This is a genomic window from Paenibacillus hubeiensis, assembly GCF_032334105.1.
Taxonomy (GTDB): Bacteria; Bacillota; Bacilli; order Paenibacillales; family Paenibacillaceae; genus Paenibacillus; species Paenibacillus hubeiensis.
Map to the genome: position 1 here is coordinate 51159 of NZ_JAVYAE020000021.1, position 20330 is coordinate 71488.

Below are 20330 nucleotides of genomic sequence, written 5' to 3' on the forward strand. Positions count from 1 at the left end.
AAGGGGATCATCCAATGTCGAACATTGTATTCAGAAAAACGGCGCTGCTCTGCTTGAGTCTTATGCTTGTCCTGCTCACGGCATGCTCCAATGCAGCATCCTCCAACACCACCGAAAAAGTCGCCGACACGGCAGCCTCTTCCGCCGCAGCAACGCCAACCGAAACAACAACGGAAACGGCTGGCAAAACGACCTATCCGCTCACCATTGAAAACTTCACGATCTCCGGCGAAGGCGGCGAATGGAAGCCGAAATCCCAAACGTTCGAAAAAGCGCCTGAACGCGTCGTGGCCAACACCCAATCGGCAGCCGAAATGCTGATCAAGCTAGGCTTGACCGATAAAATGGTCGGCGTCGCCGCCCTGTACGGCACGGTTACCCCTGACGTGGCGGACGAATTTGCGAAAATTCCGGTATTGTCCAAGGACTATGTCGGCAAAGAGCTCGTTGTCGGGGCCAACCCGGATCTCGTCCTGGGTCGCGGCGACCTGTTCGCAGATGCCGATTGGGGCGTAGGTACGGTGGATGGCCTGAACGAAATGAACATTCGCACATTCCTGCAAACAACCAACCACAAAGGAACGCTCGACAGCCTGTACAACGACATTAAGCAGCTCGGCCAAATCTTTGACGTACAAGCTAAGGCGCAAGAGTTCACGGACAGCCTGAAAGCCCGCGCCGAAGCGATCAAAGCCGCTGTGGCCGCTCAGCCTGAACGCACATTTGCTTATATCGTTCCGGCGACCGAAGATTCCGTTACGGTGAGCAGCATGGCAAACGACACGTATCAGTTGGACGCGCTCAGCCTGTTGAAGCTGAAAAACACATTTGACGGGGTACAAGGCGAAGTGAGCGTGGAGCAGCTGATCACCGCCAACCCGGATTACCTGCTGCTGTCCGGTTATGCCGGTTCCCCGGATTTGGACAAGCTGGTCAACAATCTGTACGCAAACCCGGCGTTCCAAAGCATGAATGCGATCAAAAACAAACAAATCTACGTCACCGACTTCAGCCAGTTCTGGGGTTACGGCTATCAAATTTTCGACGGCATCCAGAAGCTGAAACAGGAAATGGACGCAAATCCGATCAAATAATCGATCTTGGCATGCAGTCATCAAAAAGAGCAAGAGGAAACGCAATTCCCCTTGCTCTTTCTTTCATTTCAAACCCCGGAATCCGATCTTATCCGATCAGCGTCTTGCCTTCCCATTACGCATTCGGAAAGCATAGATGCCGAGAAGAAGGACAAACCACACTGGCGTGACAAACAATGCCGTTCGCGTATCGTCCGCCAATGCCAGAATGACCAGCACAAACGCCAGAAATGCCAGGATGACGATATTGGAGAACGGGTACAGCGGCAATCTGAACGGGTTGTTCCTAGCCAGCTCTGGCCGGGTACGGCGGTATTTCCAATGGCAAATGACCATGATCCCCCATACGAAAATAAAACATACGGTGGAAACACTCGTCACCAGCGTGAATACCCCTTCGGGCATAATATAGTTCAGGACAATCGCGATCAAAATGACGGAGGTGGAGAAAAACAAGGCATTGGACGGGATCTTCCGTCCATTCAGACGGCCCGTCATACGCGGAGCATTGCCGTCTTTGGCCATCGAATAGATCATGCGGCTTGTACTGAAGATGGCGCTGTTGCATGCCGAGGCTGCCGACGTCAGCACGACGAAGTTAACGACGCCTGCGGCGGCTGCAATCCCCACTGCGGCGAACACTTGCACAAAAGGACTCTCGCTCGGTACGATCGCGTTCCAAGGATAGATGCTCATGATAATCAGCAGCGCACCCACGTAGAAGATGAGCACCCGGATCGGAATCTGATTGATTGCCTTCGGAATGACCTTCTGCGGGTCACGGGTCTCTCCTGCCGTCAGGCCGACAAGCTCCATGCCAACAAACGCAAAAACGACCATTTGGAACGACAACAGGAAGCCATGCGCCCCATGCGGGAACCATCCGCCGTGAGCCCACAGATTGGTAAAGCTCGCGGCCCCTTTGTCCGTGGTGAAACCCTGAATGATCATGTAAAGACCGACGACGATCAGCGCAACGATCGCCAGCACCTTGACAAGCGCAAACCAGAACTCCATTTCCCCGAACAGTTTTACGGTAGCCAGGTTCATCAGCAGCAGAATCACAAGCCCGATGAGTCCCGGCATCCATTGGGGAACTTCCGGAAACCAGAACTGCGTATACAGCCCCACCGCCGTAATGTCCGCCATCGCGATGGATACCCAGCAGAACCAATACGTCCATCCCGTAACGAACGCGGCCGTATTTCCCAGGTAATCACGCACGAAATCCACGAAGGAATGATACTGCAAATTGCTCAATAACAGCTCACCCAGCGCCCGCATCACGAAAAACAATACGATGCCTGTGATGATGTAGGCGAACAGAATGGAAGGCCCCGTAAGCTGGATCGTTTTCCCGGCCCCGAGAAAGAGCCCTGTTCCGATTGCACCCCCAATCGCCATGAGCTGGACATGCCTGTTTTTTAATCCTCTCGTTAACGTTTCTTCCTGCATGGTTGCAATCACTACTCTCTTTCTTTCTGTACATGCTCTCTTGGTTGTAAAATAGTTTATCCATTATCATATAATAAAAGAGGCGGAATACCTATCATTTTTTTCATGCTCGCACCGTCCTAACAGACATCCCATTTTTAATATTCAAATTCAGTTTAAGCCTTCTTGCAAGCGAATCCGCTCCTTTTTGCGGCGTACATGCACTTCTGGGCAACCGCCTACATACAATAGATCGACCCTGTTCCTTCACATGCTCAGGCCAGATCGTTGTAAAACTGCAGGAGGTGTCACCCGTGCCCGGATTATTTACTGCCATTGCCCTGTTTATCAAAGAGTTAACGCTGCTTGTATCGTATGTCAAAAACAACGCCTTCCCCCAGCCCCTCGCCGAGGACGAGGAAGCCAAGCATTTGCGCCTCATGGCTGAAGGCAACGCCCACTCCCGCAATCTGCTGATCGAACACAATTTGCGCCTCGTCGCGCACATTGTGAAGAAATTCGACAATACCGGCGAAGACCTGGAAGATCTCATCTCCATCGGCACCATCGGTTTGATCAAGGCGATCGAAAGCTTCCAGCAAGGCAAAGGGACCAAACTGGCTACATTCGCAGCCCGCTGCATCGAAAACGAAATTCTGATGCACCTTCGTTCGTTAAAGAAAACCCGCAAGGACGTTTCCCTTCATGATCCGATCGGTACCGATAAAGAAGGCAATGAAATCACCTTAATTGATATCCTCGGAAGCGAAGCCGACGACGTCGTTGACAAGGTGCAGCTAAAAATCGAGAAAAGCAAAATTTATCGCAACCTGGACATTCTCGATGACCGTGAAAAAGAAGTCGTGATTGGCCGTTTCGGCCTCGAAGCAGGCGGCGAGGAGCGCACCCAGCGCGAAATCGCCAAGGAACTGGGCATCTCCCGTTCTTACGTCTCCCGCATCGAGAAACGGGCGTTAATGAAGCTTTATCACGAATTTTATAAACAAAAGAACTAAACGACAAAACCTCCGCTCCACGAAGACCCGTGGTAACGGAGGTTTTGCCATAGAATCAGATGTTATGCTGAGGAATACCGGGTATGCTCAAACTCGCCTCTATGTCATGCCGTACACAAATTTAGTGGACAGGCACCGTCTCCGTCCCGTCTGCCGTTTCCGGAAGCCCTTTTTTGCGCTCAGTGGCCACGCTAAGCAGCAGTCCGAGCAGCCCGAGGGCGGCAATCGCTGCCCCATAGAGCGGAACCGAGATCAGTCCCGTATGCGTGATCGCCAGCCCGCCAAGGTACGCGCCGCCAGCGTTTCCAAGATTGAAAGCCGAGTGGCTGGACGTGGTCGCCAGGAGCGGAGCTTCGCGAGTCATGTTCATGATGCGAATCTGCAGTCCAGGCATGATGCCAAAAGCAGCGACGCCCCAACAGAAAACGGTCGCAACCCCCAAAATCGGATTGCCGAGCGTCAACGTTAACAGAGCAAGGATCGCGGCCAACACGCCGAAGTTGACGACCAAGGACGGCATAAGCTTCCAGTCTGCCAAACGGCCGCCAACGATGTTGCCCAGCGTAACTCCGACGCCGAACAGCACCAGGATCCATGTCACGCTCTGTTCGGCAAACCCGCTAATGTCAGTCAGGAGCGGCGTAATGTAAGTAAAGACCACGAACAGGCTGCCGGTGCCGAGCGCGCCGACCAACAGTCCAAGCAGTACCTGCGGACGAACCAGATTGCGGAACTGCTGCCCCAGATTTGCCGGTGCCCCCTGCTCAAGCACGGGAATGAAACGAATAATCCCGAGCAGCGACACGATGCCGAGAATCGTGATTGCGCCGAATGAGGCGCGCCATCCCAGCTGCTGGCCGATGAATGTGCCAAAAGGAACGCCGACGATGTTGGCGATCGTGAGCCCTGCCAGCACGACCGACACCGCTGCCGCCCTCCTCTCGGGAGCAACCAGGCGCGTAGCCATCAGCGAGCCAACGCCCAGAAATGTGCCGTGGGCGAAAGCAGTCAAGATCCGGGCCGAAATCAACAATCCGTACGTTGGCGCAACCACGGATAATGCATTGCCTGCGATGAAAATGCACATCAGCAGCACCAGCAGTTTTTTCTGCTGAATTTTATGCGTGAATACGGTAAGCAAAGGAGCTCCGACCGCAACGCCAAGCGCGTACCCGGTGATCAGCTGGCCTGCTTGCGGAATGCTTACGCCCAAATCCTGCGCCACATTGGGCAGCAGCCCCATGATGATAAATTCGGTCATGCCGATGGCAAAAGCGCCGATCGTCAAACATAACAGCGATAACGGAAACGCCCGCTGTTTGCCGGAGCCTTTTCTTGAAGCTGTTGAAGCCGTGTTTTTCATATGATGTTCTCTTCTCCCATCCCGCTTGTCTGTCTCTCTATGTGTTCCCATGCTTCTTCCATAAACCCTGTATCAGGTCATGCAGCGTATCTTTCATGGCCAGCTGCTCGCGCCAGCGCTGCGGGATGCCTTCCACACCGTAATAGGCGCCTGCAATCTGGCCGTATACGGCGCCCGTCGTATCCGCATCGTCGCCGAGATTGACGGCGAGCAGCGCTCCCTCTTCAAAAGAATCGGATCGGTCAAACGCCCAGAGCGCCGCTTCGAGCGAACGAACGACATACCCGCTGCCTTGAATCTGCGGAGGCTCCTTATGACGGTACGAGCCTTGGACAATCTCTTCGATGGCTGGCACATAAGGGCGACCTGCCCGCCAGCGATGCCCCGTCTCCGCATGCAGCATCTGCTGCTTGTCCGCCCCTCGAATGCCGGCGACCAGGATGGCGGCGAGCAGTTCGCACGCTTCCACGCTCTCGGCAGCGGCATGCGTCGTGCGTGAACTCAGCCCCGCATAATGCACGGCATCCTCCGGTACGTGCGCGTACGCCATCGCAACCGGAGCCAGACGCATGATGGAACCGTTGCCTGCCGTCATCGGGTCCGTCGACCCGCTGTAAGGCTCGCCGGTCAACTCGAAACGGTGCAGCGCATTTCGGGTAGCCCCGCCTATGTCGAAGCAGGTGCCCGTGCTGCTCATGTAACCGACTTTGTACCAATTCGTATACCTGCGCATCTGGTCTGCAGGGTCGAAGCTTTCTTTTCGAATCAGACTCTCTGCCAGACACAACGCCATCGACGTATCATCCGTCCATTCGCCTGCTTTCAAACCAAATACGCCCCCGCCAACCATGTCGGTCATCGGTTCGAATGTACCAGGCTTGCTGAACTCCACCGTCGTGCCGAGCGCATCTCCCGCAGCCAGTCCGATCAGACAACCTGCGAAGCGATCCTTTTGCAGCATGTCAAGCACCTCCTTTGTTACTGTCAGCTGCCAGGATTGAAGGGTCGAATCGACAATCCATGAACAAAGCTTCTCTTTTATTGTAAAATGTCGAATCGTGTTGATTTGCCCAGCGGGCTCTTTGGCTCAAAAAAATCCCATAAAATACAGCTGGACATAAGTGTATCCGGTTCACTGCTATCATGTAAAGGCCATAGCGCCAATGCGGCCTCCGAAACTTTTACGATACGTGCCATATCAGCGCTAATGACATGCTTAAGGATTAAGAAATACGCAAGAAAACCGGAAGGATTCCATGCGCGATGCATCGTTCCTTCCGGTTTTTTACGATTATTTGGCGATCTCGGCATCGTTCTTGATGGAGTTCAGCGAAGCATATGCCATAGGCAGGAAGCCTTCGGACGGCTCGCCTACCGGTGCATCGATTCGGAAAACGAATCCATGGCCGTCAAGTTTCTTCACGATAAAATACTGCGATTTATGCTCATTCTGGGCCATCATGTAGAGACGGGCATCGGCCATTGGGCCCTTCGCCAGCTCTTCTTTGCTCAGCTCTCTGACTTCCCCCGTCTCCGACAGCTCTTCCTTTGCATCCATTGCCAGTTGATCCAGATTAAAATCCGCAGGCAGCTTTTCAATGTTTACGACGTATTCGGGATCGATCTTCATCGTTAATGCATTCTTGCTCGCGTTAAACGCCATCGGTTCGAACACGTAGAGCGAGTATCCGTCGCCTCTCGCCAAAGTAACCGGGCGCTTTTCCGTCATGCCTTCAACCGTGACTTCAAGCTCTGCTTTCCCGGCCCGGTTCGCGCCTGTGCCGCCATCCGTTCCGCCAGCGGTTGCCTCATCGTCTGTATTGATTTTGGCGATATCCTTCAGCACGAGCTGTTTGGTCGAAGCATCGCCTTCGAACGTTTTTTCAACATATTTAAAATGCACCTTGTCTTCATCATCGATATCGTCGAACAACTTCTGCACGTCCTCGCCCACCTGGAAAGCCATGGCCTCCCCGTTCACGCGAATCTCGACCGTATGCGGATCGGCCCATCCCGTCAAAATGCCTTCTGCCTCAATCACAGCACTTTCTTGTTCTTGCGGCTGCTCCGGTGCCGGCTGCTGCTCTTTCGTATCGTTTGCGGGCGGCTGCATGGCAGGACTGTTGCCACAGGCCACCAGCGAAAAACCCATCATCAAAACGACCAATGCTGCACCAAGTTTCATTTTTGCTCCCATATCAACACCTCCGTTAGCTTATACGCATCGCTGCTTGTCCATGTTGCTGACGTCTAATCGGCTGTCTGGAGAATGCAAAATGCTCTTATAGTAACTTACACCGCTGGATGAGGGATCAATCACGAGCCGTCAGCATCCTGATCGGCATACGCTAGCTTGGCTGTTCCATGTTGACCAGCTTGGCGTTGGCGTTATTGAACGCTTTCGTTTGCTGGTTGAATTGTTCCCTTAACTCTGCCAGCTTGCCATACTCGCTATTGCGCAGTCGGATGGCCCGTTTAATCTTCACCAAATTGGGCTCTGCCTTCTTGCGCATCATATCGTATAGCTGCTGGTCGGCATCCAGGCTTTGTTGGTACGCCGCGACATATTCCTCAAATGTGCCTGCTCTGGTCTCATAACGCTCCAGCACCGCTTGCGCCTGGGCAAGTGTTTCCTCTTTTTCAAAGGAAAGCTCTCCAATGGATTCCCGCAGCCCATCCAGCTGCTGCTTCGTCTGCTCCATCACCGCCATGGCCTGATCCAGCAGTTCCCTGCGCTGATCCACATGATCCTGCGCCTGATCCAGCAAGGCTTCCAGATTGCTGTTTTTGTTCTTGCCCTTCTGCAGAATCGTTGCATATAACTCCAAATCCTCCCGTTCATGACGGGCAATCTCTTTTAAGCTCTCGTTGATCTGCTGGTCGCCCAGCACCAGCTGATTGATTTGATTCGCTGCCGGTTCTTGCGGCTCGCCGCAGGCACTGACCACCATCATCAGCAGCAGCATGCTCGCAACAACAAGAAGCGCCCTTCCTTTTCTGGCCACTTTCGTCTCTCCTCTCTCGATCTACAGGTCCGTCATGGATGTCACAAACGTGTGTCCCCGCTGAAATTGGCCGTGAAATGCGCATTCGGATCGTATACTTCGAACTCGTACCCTTTATTCTCCAGCAATTTCAGAATGCGCGGCAACGCCTGTACCGTTTGTTCACGCTCGTGCATCAGGATCACTTCCCTGTCCCGGTGCACGGAGCTGCGCACGCGTTCCACGATTTTATCGGGCTGGCCGGGCAGGTTCCAATCGAGCGAATCTACCGTCCAATCCCACATTCTGAATCCGGCCGCGGCAATGTCTCCGCGGAAGGTTTTCCCGATTTGCGGGCTGCTTCCATATGGCGCTCGAATCAAGTCCGGCGTGAACCCGACGATGTCCTTCACCATCTTCTGCTCCTTCTGGAACTCCTTCACAAAGTTCGCGGAGCTGCCGCTCTTGTAGAGCTTTTTATAGTTGTGCGTCATGCTGTGAAGCCCCGGATAGCTGCCTTCTTCCACAAGACGTTTCACCGCCGCTTTATGCTGGTTCAGCTGGCTTCCGATCATGAAAAAGGTTGCCTTCGCTTCATGCTGCTTCAAAATGTTAAGAAGAGTGTCCGTATATTCGCTTGGCCCGTCGTCGAACGTTATGTATACCACCTTACGCACCTGCCCGAGAAACCGGGTAGGCTCCTCTTTGGTGCCTGAAGTCACTTCCATCATACCCAGCCGTGCAGGCTGTTCGATAGCTGCCGTCGGCGGCGGTGCCATGTAACTTTTAACCCAATCGGTCATTCCGGCAAATATGTAGGTTACTCCGAGCACGAACACAGCCAATAGCATGACTGCCGTGATCACTCTGCCGTATCGGATGCGTCTTCGTTTATGCGTCTTTACTCGGCTTGTTCTACTTGAAAAAGTTCCATTCTCTCTCGCTGTCTGTTGTTGAAATCCCACTTCCCGGCCACTTCCTTAACTTCATTTTTTCACGATTATTGGTATATTATATCGGTTCTTGTCTCTATATAGAAGATTAATAGAAAAGAAGACGCGGTGAATGACAGAAAAGTTACAAGGCCGGTTACAATCTGCTTATTTATTTTTCCGGATTCTTTTCCTGTACGGCATTCCACTGTATAATGAATTGATTTAGGCAATTGACAACAAGAAGGAGTTACATTCATGACAAGCTTGAACCGTGCCGGGAAGCCCATCTTCCTGCTGTTTTTTCTCGGCATAATCGCCATCTCGTTTTCTTCCATTTTTGTGCGCTGGTCCTCGGCCGACGTGGCCGTGATTGCCATGTACAGACTGTATCTGACCAACCTGCTGATGCTCCCCTTTGTGTGGAAATACAGGCATGAGATGCTTGGCTTGAAATTCAGGCAATGGATGCTGCTGCTTGCCTCCGGAGTCATGCTTGCCTTGCATTTCTTGCTCTGGATGGGCTCGCTTCGACTGACGAGCGTTGCCAGCTCCACCGTCATTCTGGCCCTGGAGCCCATTCTCATTCTGGCCGGCTCGGTGTGGCTGTTCCAAGCTAAAGTCAATCGCATGATGCTCATCGGCATGGGCATTGCCCTGCTCGGGTCGATTGCAATCGGAGCAGGCGATTTCCAGGTGTCCGGAACGGCGCTGAAAGGAGATTTCCTCTCCTTGCTCGGCACGATTGCCGTAGCGATTCATATGCTGCTGGGACAATCGTTGCGTTCCGGGCTGAGCGCTTTTTCGTATAATTTCTGGGTGTTTTTCGTTGCCGCAAGCTCCCTGGCGATTTATAATCTGGCCAACGGACATGCGTTTGGCGGTTATGCCGCCAGCGAGTGGGGCATCTTTCTGCTGCTTGCCATCGTGCCTACGCTCTTTGGGCATTACTTGTTCAACTGGCTGCTGAAATACATGAATGCCACCACGGTATCCATGGGCGTGCTCGGGGAACCCGTATTCTCTTCGTTGCTGGCATGGATGCTGCTCGGCGAATCGCTCAGCGCACTGCAAATGTCTGCGGGCGTGGTCATCATTTTCGGGGTATGGATCTTTATCCGTTATGGCAAAACCGAACCCAAACCTGCATCCCCGGATGCTTCTGCGGGACAAGGTTCAGGTATATTAACCAATCAATCTACCTAAGGCGGTGTATGTTATGAAAAATATCGTATCCATGCGCTGGCTGCTCGCCAGAATGTACGAACCGGATATCGTCATTGTCGACTGCCGGTTCCTGCTCGGCCAGCCGAATGCCGGCAAAGAAGCTTATGACACAGCCCACATTCCAGGGGCGGTGTATCTCGACCTGGAGCAGGATCTGTCCGCTCCCGTTTCAACCCATGGCGGGCGTCACCCGCTGCCCGACCCGGCCAAACTCGCTGCGCGGCTGACCAAAGCCGGCATCGGCTCCAATGCCCGCATCGTTGCATACGACGATCAAGGCGGCATGAACGCCGCCCGGCTCTGGTGGCTGCTCCGTTACCTGGGCCATGAACAAGCTTACGTCATGGACGAAGGTTTCACGGCCTGGCAAAACGCCAAGTTCCCGGTAACTGCGGACGTGCCCGTGCGGATTCCGTCCACGTTCGATGCGAACGTGCAGCCTCACATGCTTGCCAGCGTAGAGGATACACAGCATGCCTCAGCGAACGGCTCAGCCGTGCTGATCGACTCCCGCGATGCCCGCCGCTATGCGGGGCTGGAGGAACCGATCGACGCCAAAGCCGGACATGTTCCGGGGGCGGTGAATTATTTTTGGAAAGACGTGCTCGGCCCCGAAGGCCGCTGGCTCAGCGTGGAGCAGCTGCAGCAGCGCTTTGGCAAGCTGGACAAAGATGAGCCCATCATCGTGTACTGCGGCTCCGGCGTCTCCGCCTGCCCGAACGTAATCGCGCTGGAGGAAGCCGGATATACGAACGTGAAGCTGTATGCCGGAAGCTGGAGCGACTGGATTAGTTATGAGGAGAATCCGGTGGCGACGGGGGAAGAAGTTTAGGGGCTTGATACGTTGTGGATGATGTGGAATAGCTAAGCCGAAATGCCGCCTGGGTCTAAGGATTCGTGGCGGTATTTTATCGTGAAGTCCGACATCGAGTGAGAGAGCGTTAATCGTTTACTTGCTACTCCGTTTTTTTGTATTTTATCAGTACGGCACAAAACGGTTTATAGGTAAAGAGGAAAGCGATCTGTAAAGAGAAAGGAGGAATCGGATTACTGCCATAGAAGATTAGTAGGCGAATTTTCGCGCACGATATTGAAGCGATATCTCTTGTTTCGACTCGGTCTCGCGTCGAATAACGATCCAAGAAAAAGATCGTCTGAACTTCTCGTTCTTGGTATTAGCCCCTATTTCTCTTATAATGAATAAATTAGCGACCCTATGCAATTTTAAGGAGATGAAGTATGGAAGAGAGTAGGAAACGCTTTGCCACAAGGTTTTTGATTGTAGCAGGTATGATTTTTTTTAGCTGGTTGCTGCTGAATACGGGTGAACAAGCAGAGGCAGCACAGGAGCTTTACAAATCGGAAATTAAATTTGAATTCAAGTATGAGGAAGAAGCAGCCCGAGTTGTACCGCAGGTTCGTGTAACGAAGTTTTATTTTGATGACGGTCGTGTGGAGACTGAACTTCATGAATTTCCAGAGCAGGCACGGGCTGTATCAAAAGATGCCCAATTTTCGGAGAGCGCACGTAAAAAAGATGATCCAGCGCTGAAGAAAACATTCTATCCAGGCTGCGGATGGGACTATGGCACACATGTGCTGGATACAGAGAAAGGTCCGCGAGCTTTTACGGTTTATTGTGATTCAACGACAAATAAGCAATTAAATGCAAAAGGTGAAAAGGAGTCGATAAGCAACTTTGTTATATATGGATATGATCTCGAACGCAATCATCTAAGCGTGTTGAATCAAGCACAAACAGACGGGAAAAGCCCGCCTCCGTTCGAAATGTATTATGACTTTGGGGGCTACGCCATTCAAGAAGGCAACGGAAAAATAAATTATGAGGAGCGCAATACCCGAGTCTATTCGCTGATCAGTAACAAATTGCTGGCGCGTACTGCTGATTATCCGCGCGAAAATGGTAGTAATACAACGTTAAGCTACACCGAATACAAAAAAATATCTAATGACCCAAAAGTTCTTGCTAAAATCGGCAATTATGATACATATGGGGATAATCATTTCATGGTAGAAACGATCATTTTGAACCCCGACGGAACCCGAACAACAAGCAAGGGTTCCACAGCGCTGCCTGACAATATTCTTTTTGAAGAAAAAATCGGTTCTCTAACCTATGTCTTGTATAAAAATCCAAAAAACGAAAATCAAATGGTAGGTTATCGAACTTCTACAAGTGCAGCAATCAAACCATTGTCCCGCACCGATGCTTCCAGTTCGATTCGGTTTACTCAGTATAAACGTTTCGTTCTGATTCATCAGCAAACAGCCAAAGAAAAAACAATAAGAGTAGTCGATACGAAAACTGCGAAAGTAGTATCGGACATTCCGGATATTGGCGGCGGATATTTTAAGGAAGTTGGCGATTCAATTGTTTTATTCCGTTTCGAACAAAAAGATTATTACCTGCATTTACCAACAGGAATCATGACCCGTAACATGGAAAATTCTCAATTGATCCAAACCGACACTGGTGGATACACGGGGAACCAATCGAAACTAATCTCCATGCAGCCTCCACCGCAAATGCTGATAAACGGCAAACAGATGCGATTTGCAGGACAAGGTCCTTTCCTGACGATGGACAACCGCTGGTACGTGGAAGTGAACGATTTTGCAAAGGCAGCGGATGCTACGGTGTCCAAAACTGCAAATGGATTGACGATCACTCGTGGCTCTTACAAAATGACCGTTTCCAAAACGGATAAAACAGCATTAAGTTGGGCAGGACAGACCTTCGTACCATTGGAGACACTGAACGCAAAACTGGGCATGGCTGGAGGTTTTTTGGATCCACTTTTAGGTAAAGGTTACGAATCTAAAGTACTACATATTTTTTCAAAAGATCTAAAAGAAGCAGATGTTATTGCTCGCCCCGATCTGTATGAGGCCATCGAGAATCATCCAGGCAATTATTATACGATGCAAAATGGCAAACCGGCCGCAAGACCGTTGTCGGAAGCCAACACGTATTATTTTGATGGGACCAGTCTCATTTTCAAAGATGGCTTACTCGTAAATGTCGCTTCTATTCATACTGCGGACAGCCGTACATTACGAAATATTCTTTTCGATTTAGATAAATTGAAGCATGTTATTGCCGTCTATGGAACACCGAAGGCAACCAAGACCGGAGGACAAATGGTACGCTGGTACGAGGTGGAAGGAAAAATACTGGTATTCGAAAGCAACACTAATGTGAACAGTGCTTATTATATCTCTCAATAAACATGAGAAGAGATTCTGTGCTCCAAGCCCGTTTCCAAATAAGGACTCGGGCTTTTTTATTTAGGCTGAAAAGAATACCGAATCCCCGCTCTTGATAAACCCAATCAAAGCCTGCCCGAACGTGATCGTGCTGGACGCAGCCGGATATACGAACGTGAAGCTGTATGCCGGAAGCTGGAGCGACTGGATCAGTTATGAAGAGAATACGGTGGGAACTGGGGAGGATTAGCTTTTCCAAGCACTATACAAATATAACTTGGCAGGGTGCCGCCCAGAGTTGAAGTGAAAAATGAGAGGAATAGATATGGCGGATCACCAAACCGGCAAGGATATTTTTCGGGAATGTTGCTCAAGGATTGCTGCGGCCTGCGCGCCATGCGGGTTCAAATATTATAAATCCAGGCGGAGCATGGTCAAGCACGTGGGCCCCTTTACAGCTGAGGTACGTTTTTCAAGTCACTCTTCCAATGTGGCCGGCAGTTATTTGGAGTTTAATACCAATTCCCGAATCATAAATACGGACAGCGGAAAAGTATACTGGGAGATCAGCTTGAGCAGCTTCCGGGAAAAAGGCAAGGTATGGAATTTGGCCAAGGAAGCCACCCGAGAGCGGGAACTGGCAGAAATAATCACCTTGATTCAAAATAAGGTCGCTCCATTGATGGACAAGTATGAGACTAATCTTGAGGAGATCCTTGAGGAGGTCATCCAGACTGGATGGTTTTTGCCGCAGGCGAATCCAATGGAATTCTATGTGCTTGACGTTTTAGACCTTGTGGTTGATTTCGGCTCACCTGAACAGATACGTGAATGCGCGCATCGATACATCCGCCACTTATCGGAGGAAATGCAGGAAACCTTCAAGAACGATTATGATGCATATCAACGGGATGGACAGGCTGCAAGCACGATCGCATTTCGCAAATTGATCCCTTTTATGGTAGAAAGAAACATTCCCTTGCCATTGTAAAAGGGAAGAGCGACTGGATTAGTTATGAGGAGAATCCGGTGGCGACTTGAGAGAAGTTATGGAAAGAGCCCGCGCTGGACGCGAGCTCTTTTTGTTGGGGATTTTACGATGGAATGGACGCAAATAATCTCAACCGTCGATTCCTGAGGAGAAGACCGTTTTTCCGTTTGCATTAAAAATAGCGTATTTGGATGGGTTCGCCAGCGGGAAGCCGCTGTACATGCCATCGCCAAGATAATAAACCGAACTGTATTGCGGAAATATACGTTTGCCCTTTTGGATGTCGATTGAAGTGGATATCATGTCGCCCTTGGCGTTCACCGTATACCAGACAGTTGCTATCGGACCGATATCATGAAAATATTCGACGTAATCGAGATACAAATCCGGGTATTTGACATCCATAACGATTTTTCCACGGCTATCCAAGATGCCGACATTATTATTTAGTTTGACTCTATATAACGGATTCAAGGTCGTGACTTTTTCCGAGGAACTGTTGATAAAGCCGTCATGTTGGACAAGCGGAACCATTTCATCGTATTTGGCAGGAACGATCATCTCGCCTTTTTGTCCAATCAGACCATACTTTCCGCCTTTACGTATAACGGCGCTGCCGCCCAGAAAAAGATTTGCTTCCTCATACTGATTAGGCACTTTGATCTGACCCTGCTTTGTGATGTATCCCCATTTCTGATCCAGTTTGACTGCTGCCAGACCTTCCGAGAATGCTTTCGCATCCGCAAAATATGTATCGGATAGCGCAGTTTGATTCTTGTTGTAATATTTCCAACCTATATCTTTCTCGCTCATCTCTTTTACCGCATAGCTACCATCTCCCGACAGAATGATCTTCTGCTCATCTTGCGGTTCAACCACAACATGCCCGGTCACGTCGATAATCCCTTCGCCTCCCCACTGCACTTTCCACAATCCGGCCTGCGGCTCGCCGAAAGCACGATAATTTTTGTCCAAATGGATGATCGAACCGTCTTTTTGAATGATCGCGCTGTGACTGTCTTTGTATAGACCAAATTCAATATCACTTTCTGTAAACTCTACCTTACTCTCAAATTCAGCAGGAATGACCATCTTGCCCTTGTTGTCGATACAGCCCCAAAGGCCGTCGATCTTCACGGGATAAAGCCCGAATTTACCGTATGTAGGTCCAAACTCCTTCGCTTCGATGTCAAACAGCGTAAGCGTCTTGCCATTAGTGTCAATGAGCGCCCATTTCCCGTCCTTTTTCACAAATGCCACTTGATTATAAAATCCGGTTCCTTCCTCATACGACGGAGCAATAACAAAGGTTCCTTTCGTATTCATAAACCCTATTTTCCCCTTTTTCTTCGCAATGGCAAGTCCGTCGTTGAAACTACCTATGTATTCAATGTTTTTGTCCTGAAATACAACTTTCCCAGCCCTATTAATCAGCTGGTTTTTGTTCACCACCGCTACGCCTTGATAAAAAGGTTCTCTGGCTAATTGGTACTGAGGCTTGAGTACAAATTTCCCTTGGTAGTTGATGAATCCCCATTTTTGCTTTTGGCGTACCGGAATCAGCCCGTTTTCTGCCCGGTCCGCGAACCAGATTTGGTAAAGCTCGACATGTTCCTGTGCTTTATCCCACGGTTGCATTACCGAGGCTGATGCAGCATCCGCCGGCCATGATGGAGGTATCATCACCACGGATGCGATGAGCGTTGCACCAAGGATTTTAAATAACGTTTTCTTCAAATCTACTCCCCCTATTAGAGTTATGGAAAAACGCGCCGATTCACGAAGGTGCATTTTTCATGGAATTGCAGCTTAAGCTGAAACTCTGCCCATACTATAACACACTCCAGTCTGACAGCTCTATTCCCCTTATGACCATACAACCACGGCTCTAATATATAACTAAAACGGACACTGAGAAACTCAGTGCCCATTAACAGTGACAGTTACCTCACGGAATAAAATTAAAAAAGTTCCAATGGGCTAGTATTAAAGTGAAGCCGATAAATAGAACTCCCGCGACAGCGTGAGATACTTTGCTCCATGTCGATCTCGAAGTATTACTGTCCTTTACCATGGAGACCCCAAACAGTACGATGGCAAGCAAGGTCATAACCCAATTGATCGATACCCCCAAGTTCATTTGCTCCACCGTTACGTCTTCATTAAACATTGCGTTTACCAACTGATACAGGACGTTAATAACCAAAATGGTCCCGGACAAGATAAAGGAAGACGTAAAATGGTTCATTGTTAGCGGAGTCCTCTTTCTTCTACGCAGGAGCCACCGAATCAGTATAACCAATGGAGCCACCAGAAAAAATAGAATCGATAGAAGAGCCCAGACCATATAGAAAATCAGAGCGGGAAGCGACCGACTTCCCTTGATCGGCAATATATCCGTGGCAATCCCTTTGCTCAATCGCATTACACGATCATCGGAAATTTCAGCATACAGAATCGGTGCCAATCTTTCAAATCTTGGATGGTCTGACTTGGCAAATTGATATACATTCGGACTTGTTTGTTTAAGTTCTCCCGTCATTCCCATAACGCTTAAAATAAGATCGTGCTCCCCTTTTGGCTGCACCTTAATTAATCCAAGGTAGTTAATAACCTCATGATAAGTAGAGTAAGTGCCCCCTGACTGCACATAATATCCGGCCAGTTTCTCGGATGGGGCCAACTCGGTAGCGGGTACGGTTAGATCCCCTTCTTTGGTTGGTTCTTGAATCAGCAGATTAATAATCCCAGACGTAAGCTCCTGCTCGATCTCCATGTTGGTTAAGACTACGATGCCGAGCTGATTTTCGGGAACAACTGCAAAGTTGCCGGAGAAACCCTTAACATTCCCGCTATGTCCGACAACGTGCGGCACTGCCCGATATTCCCAGAATCCGTGGGCGTTGGACAGAATCGCTTCATTCGGGGTATAACTTCGGGAGAGCATCGTCCGTGCGGTATCCGGGTGCTCGAATAATGGACTATCCGTTGTATTAAGGGCCATGACGAAACGAGCTAAATCTTCTGCCGTTCCTTCCATCCCTCCCGCAGGATATAGAGGAACATAATAGCGTTCTCTAGCTTCAAATCCGCCGCCCGGCTTCGCCGCGTAACCTGTCGCTCTTGCCTGCAGCAAATCTGGGTGATCCGCTAACGCAGGATGTCCTGAACTCCGCTTCATCCCTAAGGGTTTAAGGATATGATTCATCTCATAGTCGAAGAAGGACTCTCCGCTCACCTTCTCCACTGCCAAGGCAGCCAGCGCTGTTGCAAAGTTGGAATAGGCGATGACTTTACCGGGATCATAGATTTGTCTCGGCTGGTTGGATAGTACGGTCTCTTCCAGTGAAGTCAGGTTCTCGTTCGACAGCGTAAATGTACTGAGTGGATGCTGCTCATAACCAGCCGTGTGGCTCATAATATCAAGCATTGTAATTGGCTTGTCATAACGCAGCTGATCTGCAACCTCTTTAGGAAAATAGATCCGAATATCTTGATCCAGCTTCATTTTTCCTGCTTCCACCATCTGCATGATCGAAGTCCAGACGAACGCTTTATTCATGGAGCCGTAGGCAAAAACGGTTGAAGAGGGATCCACAGACGTTTTTCGATCGATATCGGCATATCCATAGCCCTTGGAGAAAATGATCTCATTCCCTTTGGTGACGACAACCGCAGCGCCAGGCGTTGATTTTCCAATATGGGAATTTACGTAGTTATCCACTTCCTGCTCAAGCCGGTTATAGGGAATGCCGGAAGGCGTAGCTTCTGTTTCCATTTTCGTTGCTGCATGAGCCGGAAGCGAGAAGTTGAAAAAAAGAATCACGCACATACCAAACAATATAACGGGTCTCCATATGTTCAATTTCATTTGGTTCTACTCCTTTTTATGTATTGATGCATGGTACCAACCGTGTTTCGTGAACTCGTCTCTTTTTCATAATAGAACCTCATCCCTCAGCATCAAATTATTTACTTGTATATCATATTATTTTTTCCTTTGTTTCCCATCCTCCTCAAGAAGGAATACAATTTATTATTTAAGGCTAGGAACCTCCCCCTGCATAAGTCCAGCCCGCTTCCCAGCTCTTACACAACCAAAGAGTCGACCTCGAAGCCTAAAGTTCTTATCTATGGTATATAGCATTCATGTCCCCAGATGGGGGAAGTTCCTTCATAACAAAAAAAAGCCGCTAAAATAGCGACTTGGTATGGTACTAAACGTTTTTGCCCCAGGAAAATTGACGGTCTTGAGTAGCGGGCTTAACTCATCGCTGTTAACAACACGGCAATGGTATTAAACACACCGTGTACGATCATAGCAGGCACGACCGATCCCGTACGTTCATAGGTCCATGCAAATACAACTCCACTGATAAAATTGACGGGCATGGCATTCACAGTGGGAAAATGGGCAAGCGTAAAGATTAGCGAACTAATCACAATCGCCCATCTCATACTAACACGAGTCCGCAGCCAACGATATATAAATCCACGGTAAAATATCTCCTCATAAAAGGGTGACACGATTCCTGCCGACACAATACCAATAATCATAGTACATAGAGTGACATGTTGCTTTAGACTCTCTGTTTTGCTGTTGTCCATCGTATTCCCAAGAAAACTCGTGAGATAGAGCGTCGCCACACTGAATATGATGAGAATGAGTATCCATAACGCAATCCGCCACCAATCTTTCGCAGGAAATCCCTTTACGCCTACCTCTGTCCAGGACATTTTCTTCGGTCGTAAAGCTATAAAATATAATCCTAACCAAAGTACAATCGCGATCGTAAGCCCTGTAAGAGTTCCTGAGTAAAGCGTATTCCCCAACCATCGTTCATACATGGACTGTACTGGATATTTGATAACGAATATAACGAATACAAATTCAAGCGCAAGCAAAGCAATAAACTCACGCCATGTCCACTGATCCATCTTCTTCCACATTTCCGTGCCAGTCATCCTTAATCCCTCAATCCTCTGTGATATAATTTAATGTTATTAGGTGACGTTACGTCACCTGCAAGCATTATTTTCGGGAGGAACGAAGAAACATGAATAGATGGACAACAGGACAAGTATCCAAGCAGAGGAACATTTCTGTTCGAACCCTGCGTTATTATGATCAGATTGGTCTTCTTACACCGAGTTATAAGGAAGATAACGGCCGCCGTTTTTATTCGGAGGAAGACTTATTCACGCTCGAAAAGATAACGTTGCTTAAATCACTATCACTACCGCTCGATGACATTCAGAAAGTAATAGATAAGCTATCTTTTCGTCATATTCTCATCGCTCACCATAATCATCTTCAGGAGCAGCTCACTTCTCTTCAGAGCAGTATTGCAAATACTACGTCTTTGATCAACATGATTGATCTAGAAGGTACCCTCTCCTGGGATCGGGTTTCTCATCTGGTCCATGACGTACAACCCATTTCCAAACAGTGGATCGATTACTTCAACGATGACGAAAGTGCATTTCTACAAAATGCTCTGCCCCATCTCAACCGTAACGACCAGACCACTCAGCAATATGCCTCTTTGCTGCGCCGAATTGAGTGGTGTATACAGCAATCTATTCCACCTAAATCTGAGGAAGGTTATAACATTGCCTGCGAGTTAATGAAGCTGTCACACGAAACCTTTAATGGAGACGAGAAATTGATGGAGAAGTTTTGGGAAGTGAGAAAGCTCCCTACAGCAGAGTCAGGACTATACCCCGTATCCGACGAAGTGCTGAACTTTGTGGAGATAAGCATTGCTCACGCTGTAGAAAAGGGAGAAGAACAGAAATAGGAAATGAGGAACTTATTATTGAAATCATGCGTACAACCGAGGGTGTTAATGGATGGTCATATTTTCTTTAAAAAAGCCGTTCCCTTATTGGAACGGCTTTAAAGACGATGTAGTTATAGAACAATAAATTCAGAACATAACATCGCTCAATTAAATAGGCAAAAAAAATACCCCACAAGGGGTTTCGCTTGGCGGCTTCCTACTCTCCCAGGACCCTGCGGTCCAAGTACCATCGGCGCTAGAGGGCTTAACGGTCGTGT

16 protein-coding genes and 1 pseudogene are annotated in these 20330 nt (G+C 49.3%); 8 read left to right on the forward strand and 9 right to left on the reverse strand.

Annotated features, from left to right (window positions below; genetic code table 11):
- The first annotated feature begins 14 nt into the window (after window positions 1–14).
- Window positions 15–1094 (forward strand): ABC transporter substrate-binding protein, encoded by a 1080-nt coding sequence (locus RSX24_RS29945; protein ID WP_343262677.1) that lies wholly within the window; start codon window positions 15–17, stop codon window positions 1092–1094.
- Between the two features lie 96 nt (window positions 1095–1190).
- On the opposite strand, the gene RSX24_RS29950 is transcribed toward RSX24_RS29945, so the two are convergent.
- Complete coding sequence (locus RSX24_RS29950; protein WP_236421142.1) at window positions 1191–2549, reverse strand: amino acid permease; 1359 nt, start codon at window positions 2547–2549, stop codon at window positions 1191–1193.
- Window positions 2550–2842: 293 nt separating this feature from the next.
- Between RSX24_RS29950 and sigK the strand changes: the two genes are divergently transcribed.
- Complete coding sequence (gene sigK / locus RSX24_RS29955; protein ID WP_236421123.1) at window positions 2843–3544, forward strand: RNA polymerase sporulation sigma factor SigK; 702 nt, start codon at window positions 2843–2845, stop codon at window positions 3542–3544.
- A 121-nt stretch (window positions 3545–3665) separates the two neighbouring features.
- On the opposite strand, the gene RSX24_RS29960 is transcribed toward sigK, so the two are convergent.
- The 5 genes from RSX24_RS29960 to RSX24_RS29980 form a co-directional block, all read right to left on the reverse strand.
- Window positions 3666–4907 (reverse strand): MFS transporter, encoded by a 1242-nt coding sequence (locus RSX24_RS29960; RefSeq protein ID WP_343262678.1) that lies wholly within the window; start codon window positions 4905–4907, stop codon window positions 3666–3668.
- A 37-nt stretch (window positions 4908–4944) separates the two neighbouring features.
- Window positions 4945–5868, reverse strand: coding sequence for an ADP-ribosylglycohydrolase family protein (locus tag RSX24_RS29965; protein WP_236421125.1), 924 nt, complete (start codon window positions 5866–5868; stop codon window positions 4945–4947).
- A gap of 330 nt (window positions 5869–6198) precedes the next feature.
- Window positions 6199–7104 (reverse strand): DUF8580 domain-containing lipoprotein, encoded by a 906-nt coding sequence (locus RSX24_RS29970; protein ID WP_343262679.1) that lies wholly within the window; start codon window positions 7102–7104, stop codon window positions 6199–6201.
- 151 nt (window positions 7105–7255) lie between these two features.
- Complete coding sequence (locus RSX24_RS29975; protein ID WP_236421127.1) at window positions 7256–7912, reverse strand: YkyA family protein; 657 nt, start codon at window positions 7910–7912, stop codon at window positions 7256–7258.
- Between the two features lie 41 nt (window positions 7913–7953).
- Window positions 7954–8856 (reverse strand): polysaccharide deacetylase family protein, encoded by a 903-nt coding sequence (locus tag RSX24_RS29980; protein ID WP_343262680.1) that lies wholly within the window; start codon window positions 8854–8856, stop codon window positions 7954–7956.
- Window positions 8857–9090: 234 nt separating this feature from the next.
- On the opposite strand from RSX24_RS29980, the gene RSX24_RS29985 reads away from it, so the two are divergent.
- From RSX24_RS29985 to RSX24_RS30005, 5 genes and pseudogenes are all read left to right on the forward strand, one after another.
- Entirely contained in the window at window positions 9091–10029 is a 939-nt protein-coding gene (locus RSX24_RS29985) for a DMT family transporter (RefSeq protein WP_343262688.1), read from the forward strand.
- Between the two features lie 13 nt (window positions 10030–10042).
- Window positions 10043–10882 (forward strand): sulfurtransferase, encoded by an 840-nt coding sequence (locus tag RSX24_RS29990; protein WP_343262681.1) that lies wholly within the window; start codon window positions 10043–10045, stop codon window positions 10880–10882.
- Window positions 10883–11289: 407 nt separating this feature from the next.
- Window positions 11290–13299: a hypothetical protein gene (locus RSX24_RS29995; protein WP_343262682.1), complete on the forward strand. Its 2010-nt coding sequence runs from the start codon at window positions 11290–11292 to the stop codon at window positions 13297–13299.
- A 103-nt stretch (window positions 13300–13402) separates the two neighbouring features.
- Window positions 13403–13528 (forward strand): annotated as a pseudogene (locus RSX24_RS30000) (sulfurtransferase); the annotation flags it as partial.
- 75 nt (window positions 13529–13603) lie between these two features.
- Window positions 13604–14269 carry a hypothetical protein gene (locus tag RSX24_RS30005; protein ID WP_343262683.1) on the forward strand — a complete coding sequence of 222 codons (666 nt, stop codon included), beginning with the start codon at window positions 13604–13606 and terminating at the stop codon, window positions 14267–14269.
- A gap of 129 nt (window positions 14270–14398) precedes the next feature.
- Here RSX24_RS30005 and RSX24_RS30010 read toward each other — a convergent pair whose 3' ends face one another.
- The 3 genes from RSX24_RS30010 to RSX24_RS30020 all read right to left on the reverse strand — a co-directional run bounded on the left by RSX24_RS30010 (window position 14399) and on the right by RSX24_RS30020 (window position 19234).
- Window positions 14399–16060 (reverse strand): WG repeat-containing protein, encoded by a 1662-nt coding sequence (locus RSX24_RS30010; RefSeq protein ID WP_343262684.1) that lies wholly within the window; start codon window positions 16058–16060, stop codon window positions 14399–14401.
- Between the two features lie 157 nt (window positions 16061–16217).
- Entirely contained in the window at window positions 16218–18140 is a 1923-nt protein-coding gene (locus RSX24_RS30015; RefSeq protein ID WP_343262685.1) for a serine hydrolase, read from the reverse strand.
- 392 nt (window positions 18141–18532) lie between these two features.
- Complete coding sequence (locus RSX24_RS30020; protein WP_343262686.1) at window positions 18533–19234, reverse strand: CPBP family intramembrane glutamic endopeptidase; 702 nt, start codon at window positions 19232–19234, stop codon at window positions 18533–18535.
- 92 nt (window positions 19235–19326) lie between these two features.
- Between RSX24_RS30020 and RSX24_RS30025 the strand changes: the two genes are divergently transcribed.
- Complete coding sequence (locus tag RSX24_RS30025) at window positions 19327–20070, forward strand: MerR family transcriptional regulator (protein ID WP_339273953.1); 744 nt, start codon at window positions 19327–19329, stop codon at window positions 20068–20070.
- Window positions 20071–20330 lie beyond the last annotated feature (260 nt).

Coding starts and splice junctions, on each gene's coding strand:
- RSX24_RS29950 (WP_236421142.1), bottom strand. CDS start 2,549: ATGCAGGAAGAAACGTTAACGAGAGGATTAAAAAACAGGCATGTCCAG.
- RSX24_RS29970 (WP_343262679.1), bottom strand. CDS start 7,104: ATGGGAGCAAAAATGAAACTTGGTGCAGCATTGGTCGTTTTGATGATG.
- RSX24_RS29995 (WP_343262682.1), top strand. CDS start 11,290: ATGGAAGAGAGTAGGAAACGCTTTGCCACAAGGTTTTTGATTGTAGCA.
- RSX24_RS30025 (WP_339273953.1), top strand. CDS start 19,327: ATGAATAGATGGACAACAGGACAAGTATCCAAGCAGAGGAACATTTCT.
- RSX24_RS30015 (WP_343262685.1), bottom strand. CDS start 18,140: ATGAAATTGAACATATGGAGACCCGTTATATTGTTTGGTATGTGCGTG.
- RSX24_RS29960 (WP_343262678.1), bottom strand. CDS start 4,907: ATGAAAAACACGGCTTCAACAGCTTCAAGAAAAGGCTCCGGCAAACAG.
- RSX24_RS30020 (WP_343262686.1), bottom strand. CDS start 19,234: ATGACTGGCACGGAAATGTGGAAGAAGATGGATCAGTGGACATGGCGT.
- RSX24_RS29990 (WP_343262681.1), top strand. CDS start 10,043: ATGAAAAATATCGTATCCATGCGCTGGCTGCTCGCCAGAATGTACGAA.
- RSX24_RS29965 (WP_236421125.1), bottom strand. CDS start 5,868: ATGCTGCAAAAGGATCGCTTCGCAGGTTGTCTGATCGGACTGGCTGCG.
- RSX24_RS30005 (WP_343262683.1), top strand. CDS start 13,604: ATGGCGGATCACCAAACCGGCAAGGATATTTTTCGGGAATGTTGCTCA.
- RSX24_RS30010 (WP_343262684.1), bottom strand. CDS start 16,060: ATGCACCTTCGTGAATCGGCGCGTTTTTCCATAACTCTAATAGGGGGA.
- RSX24_RS29945 (WP_343262677.1), top strand. CDS start 15: ATGTCGAACATTGTATTCAGAAAAACGGCGCTGCTCTGCTTGAGTCTT.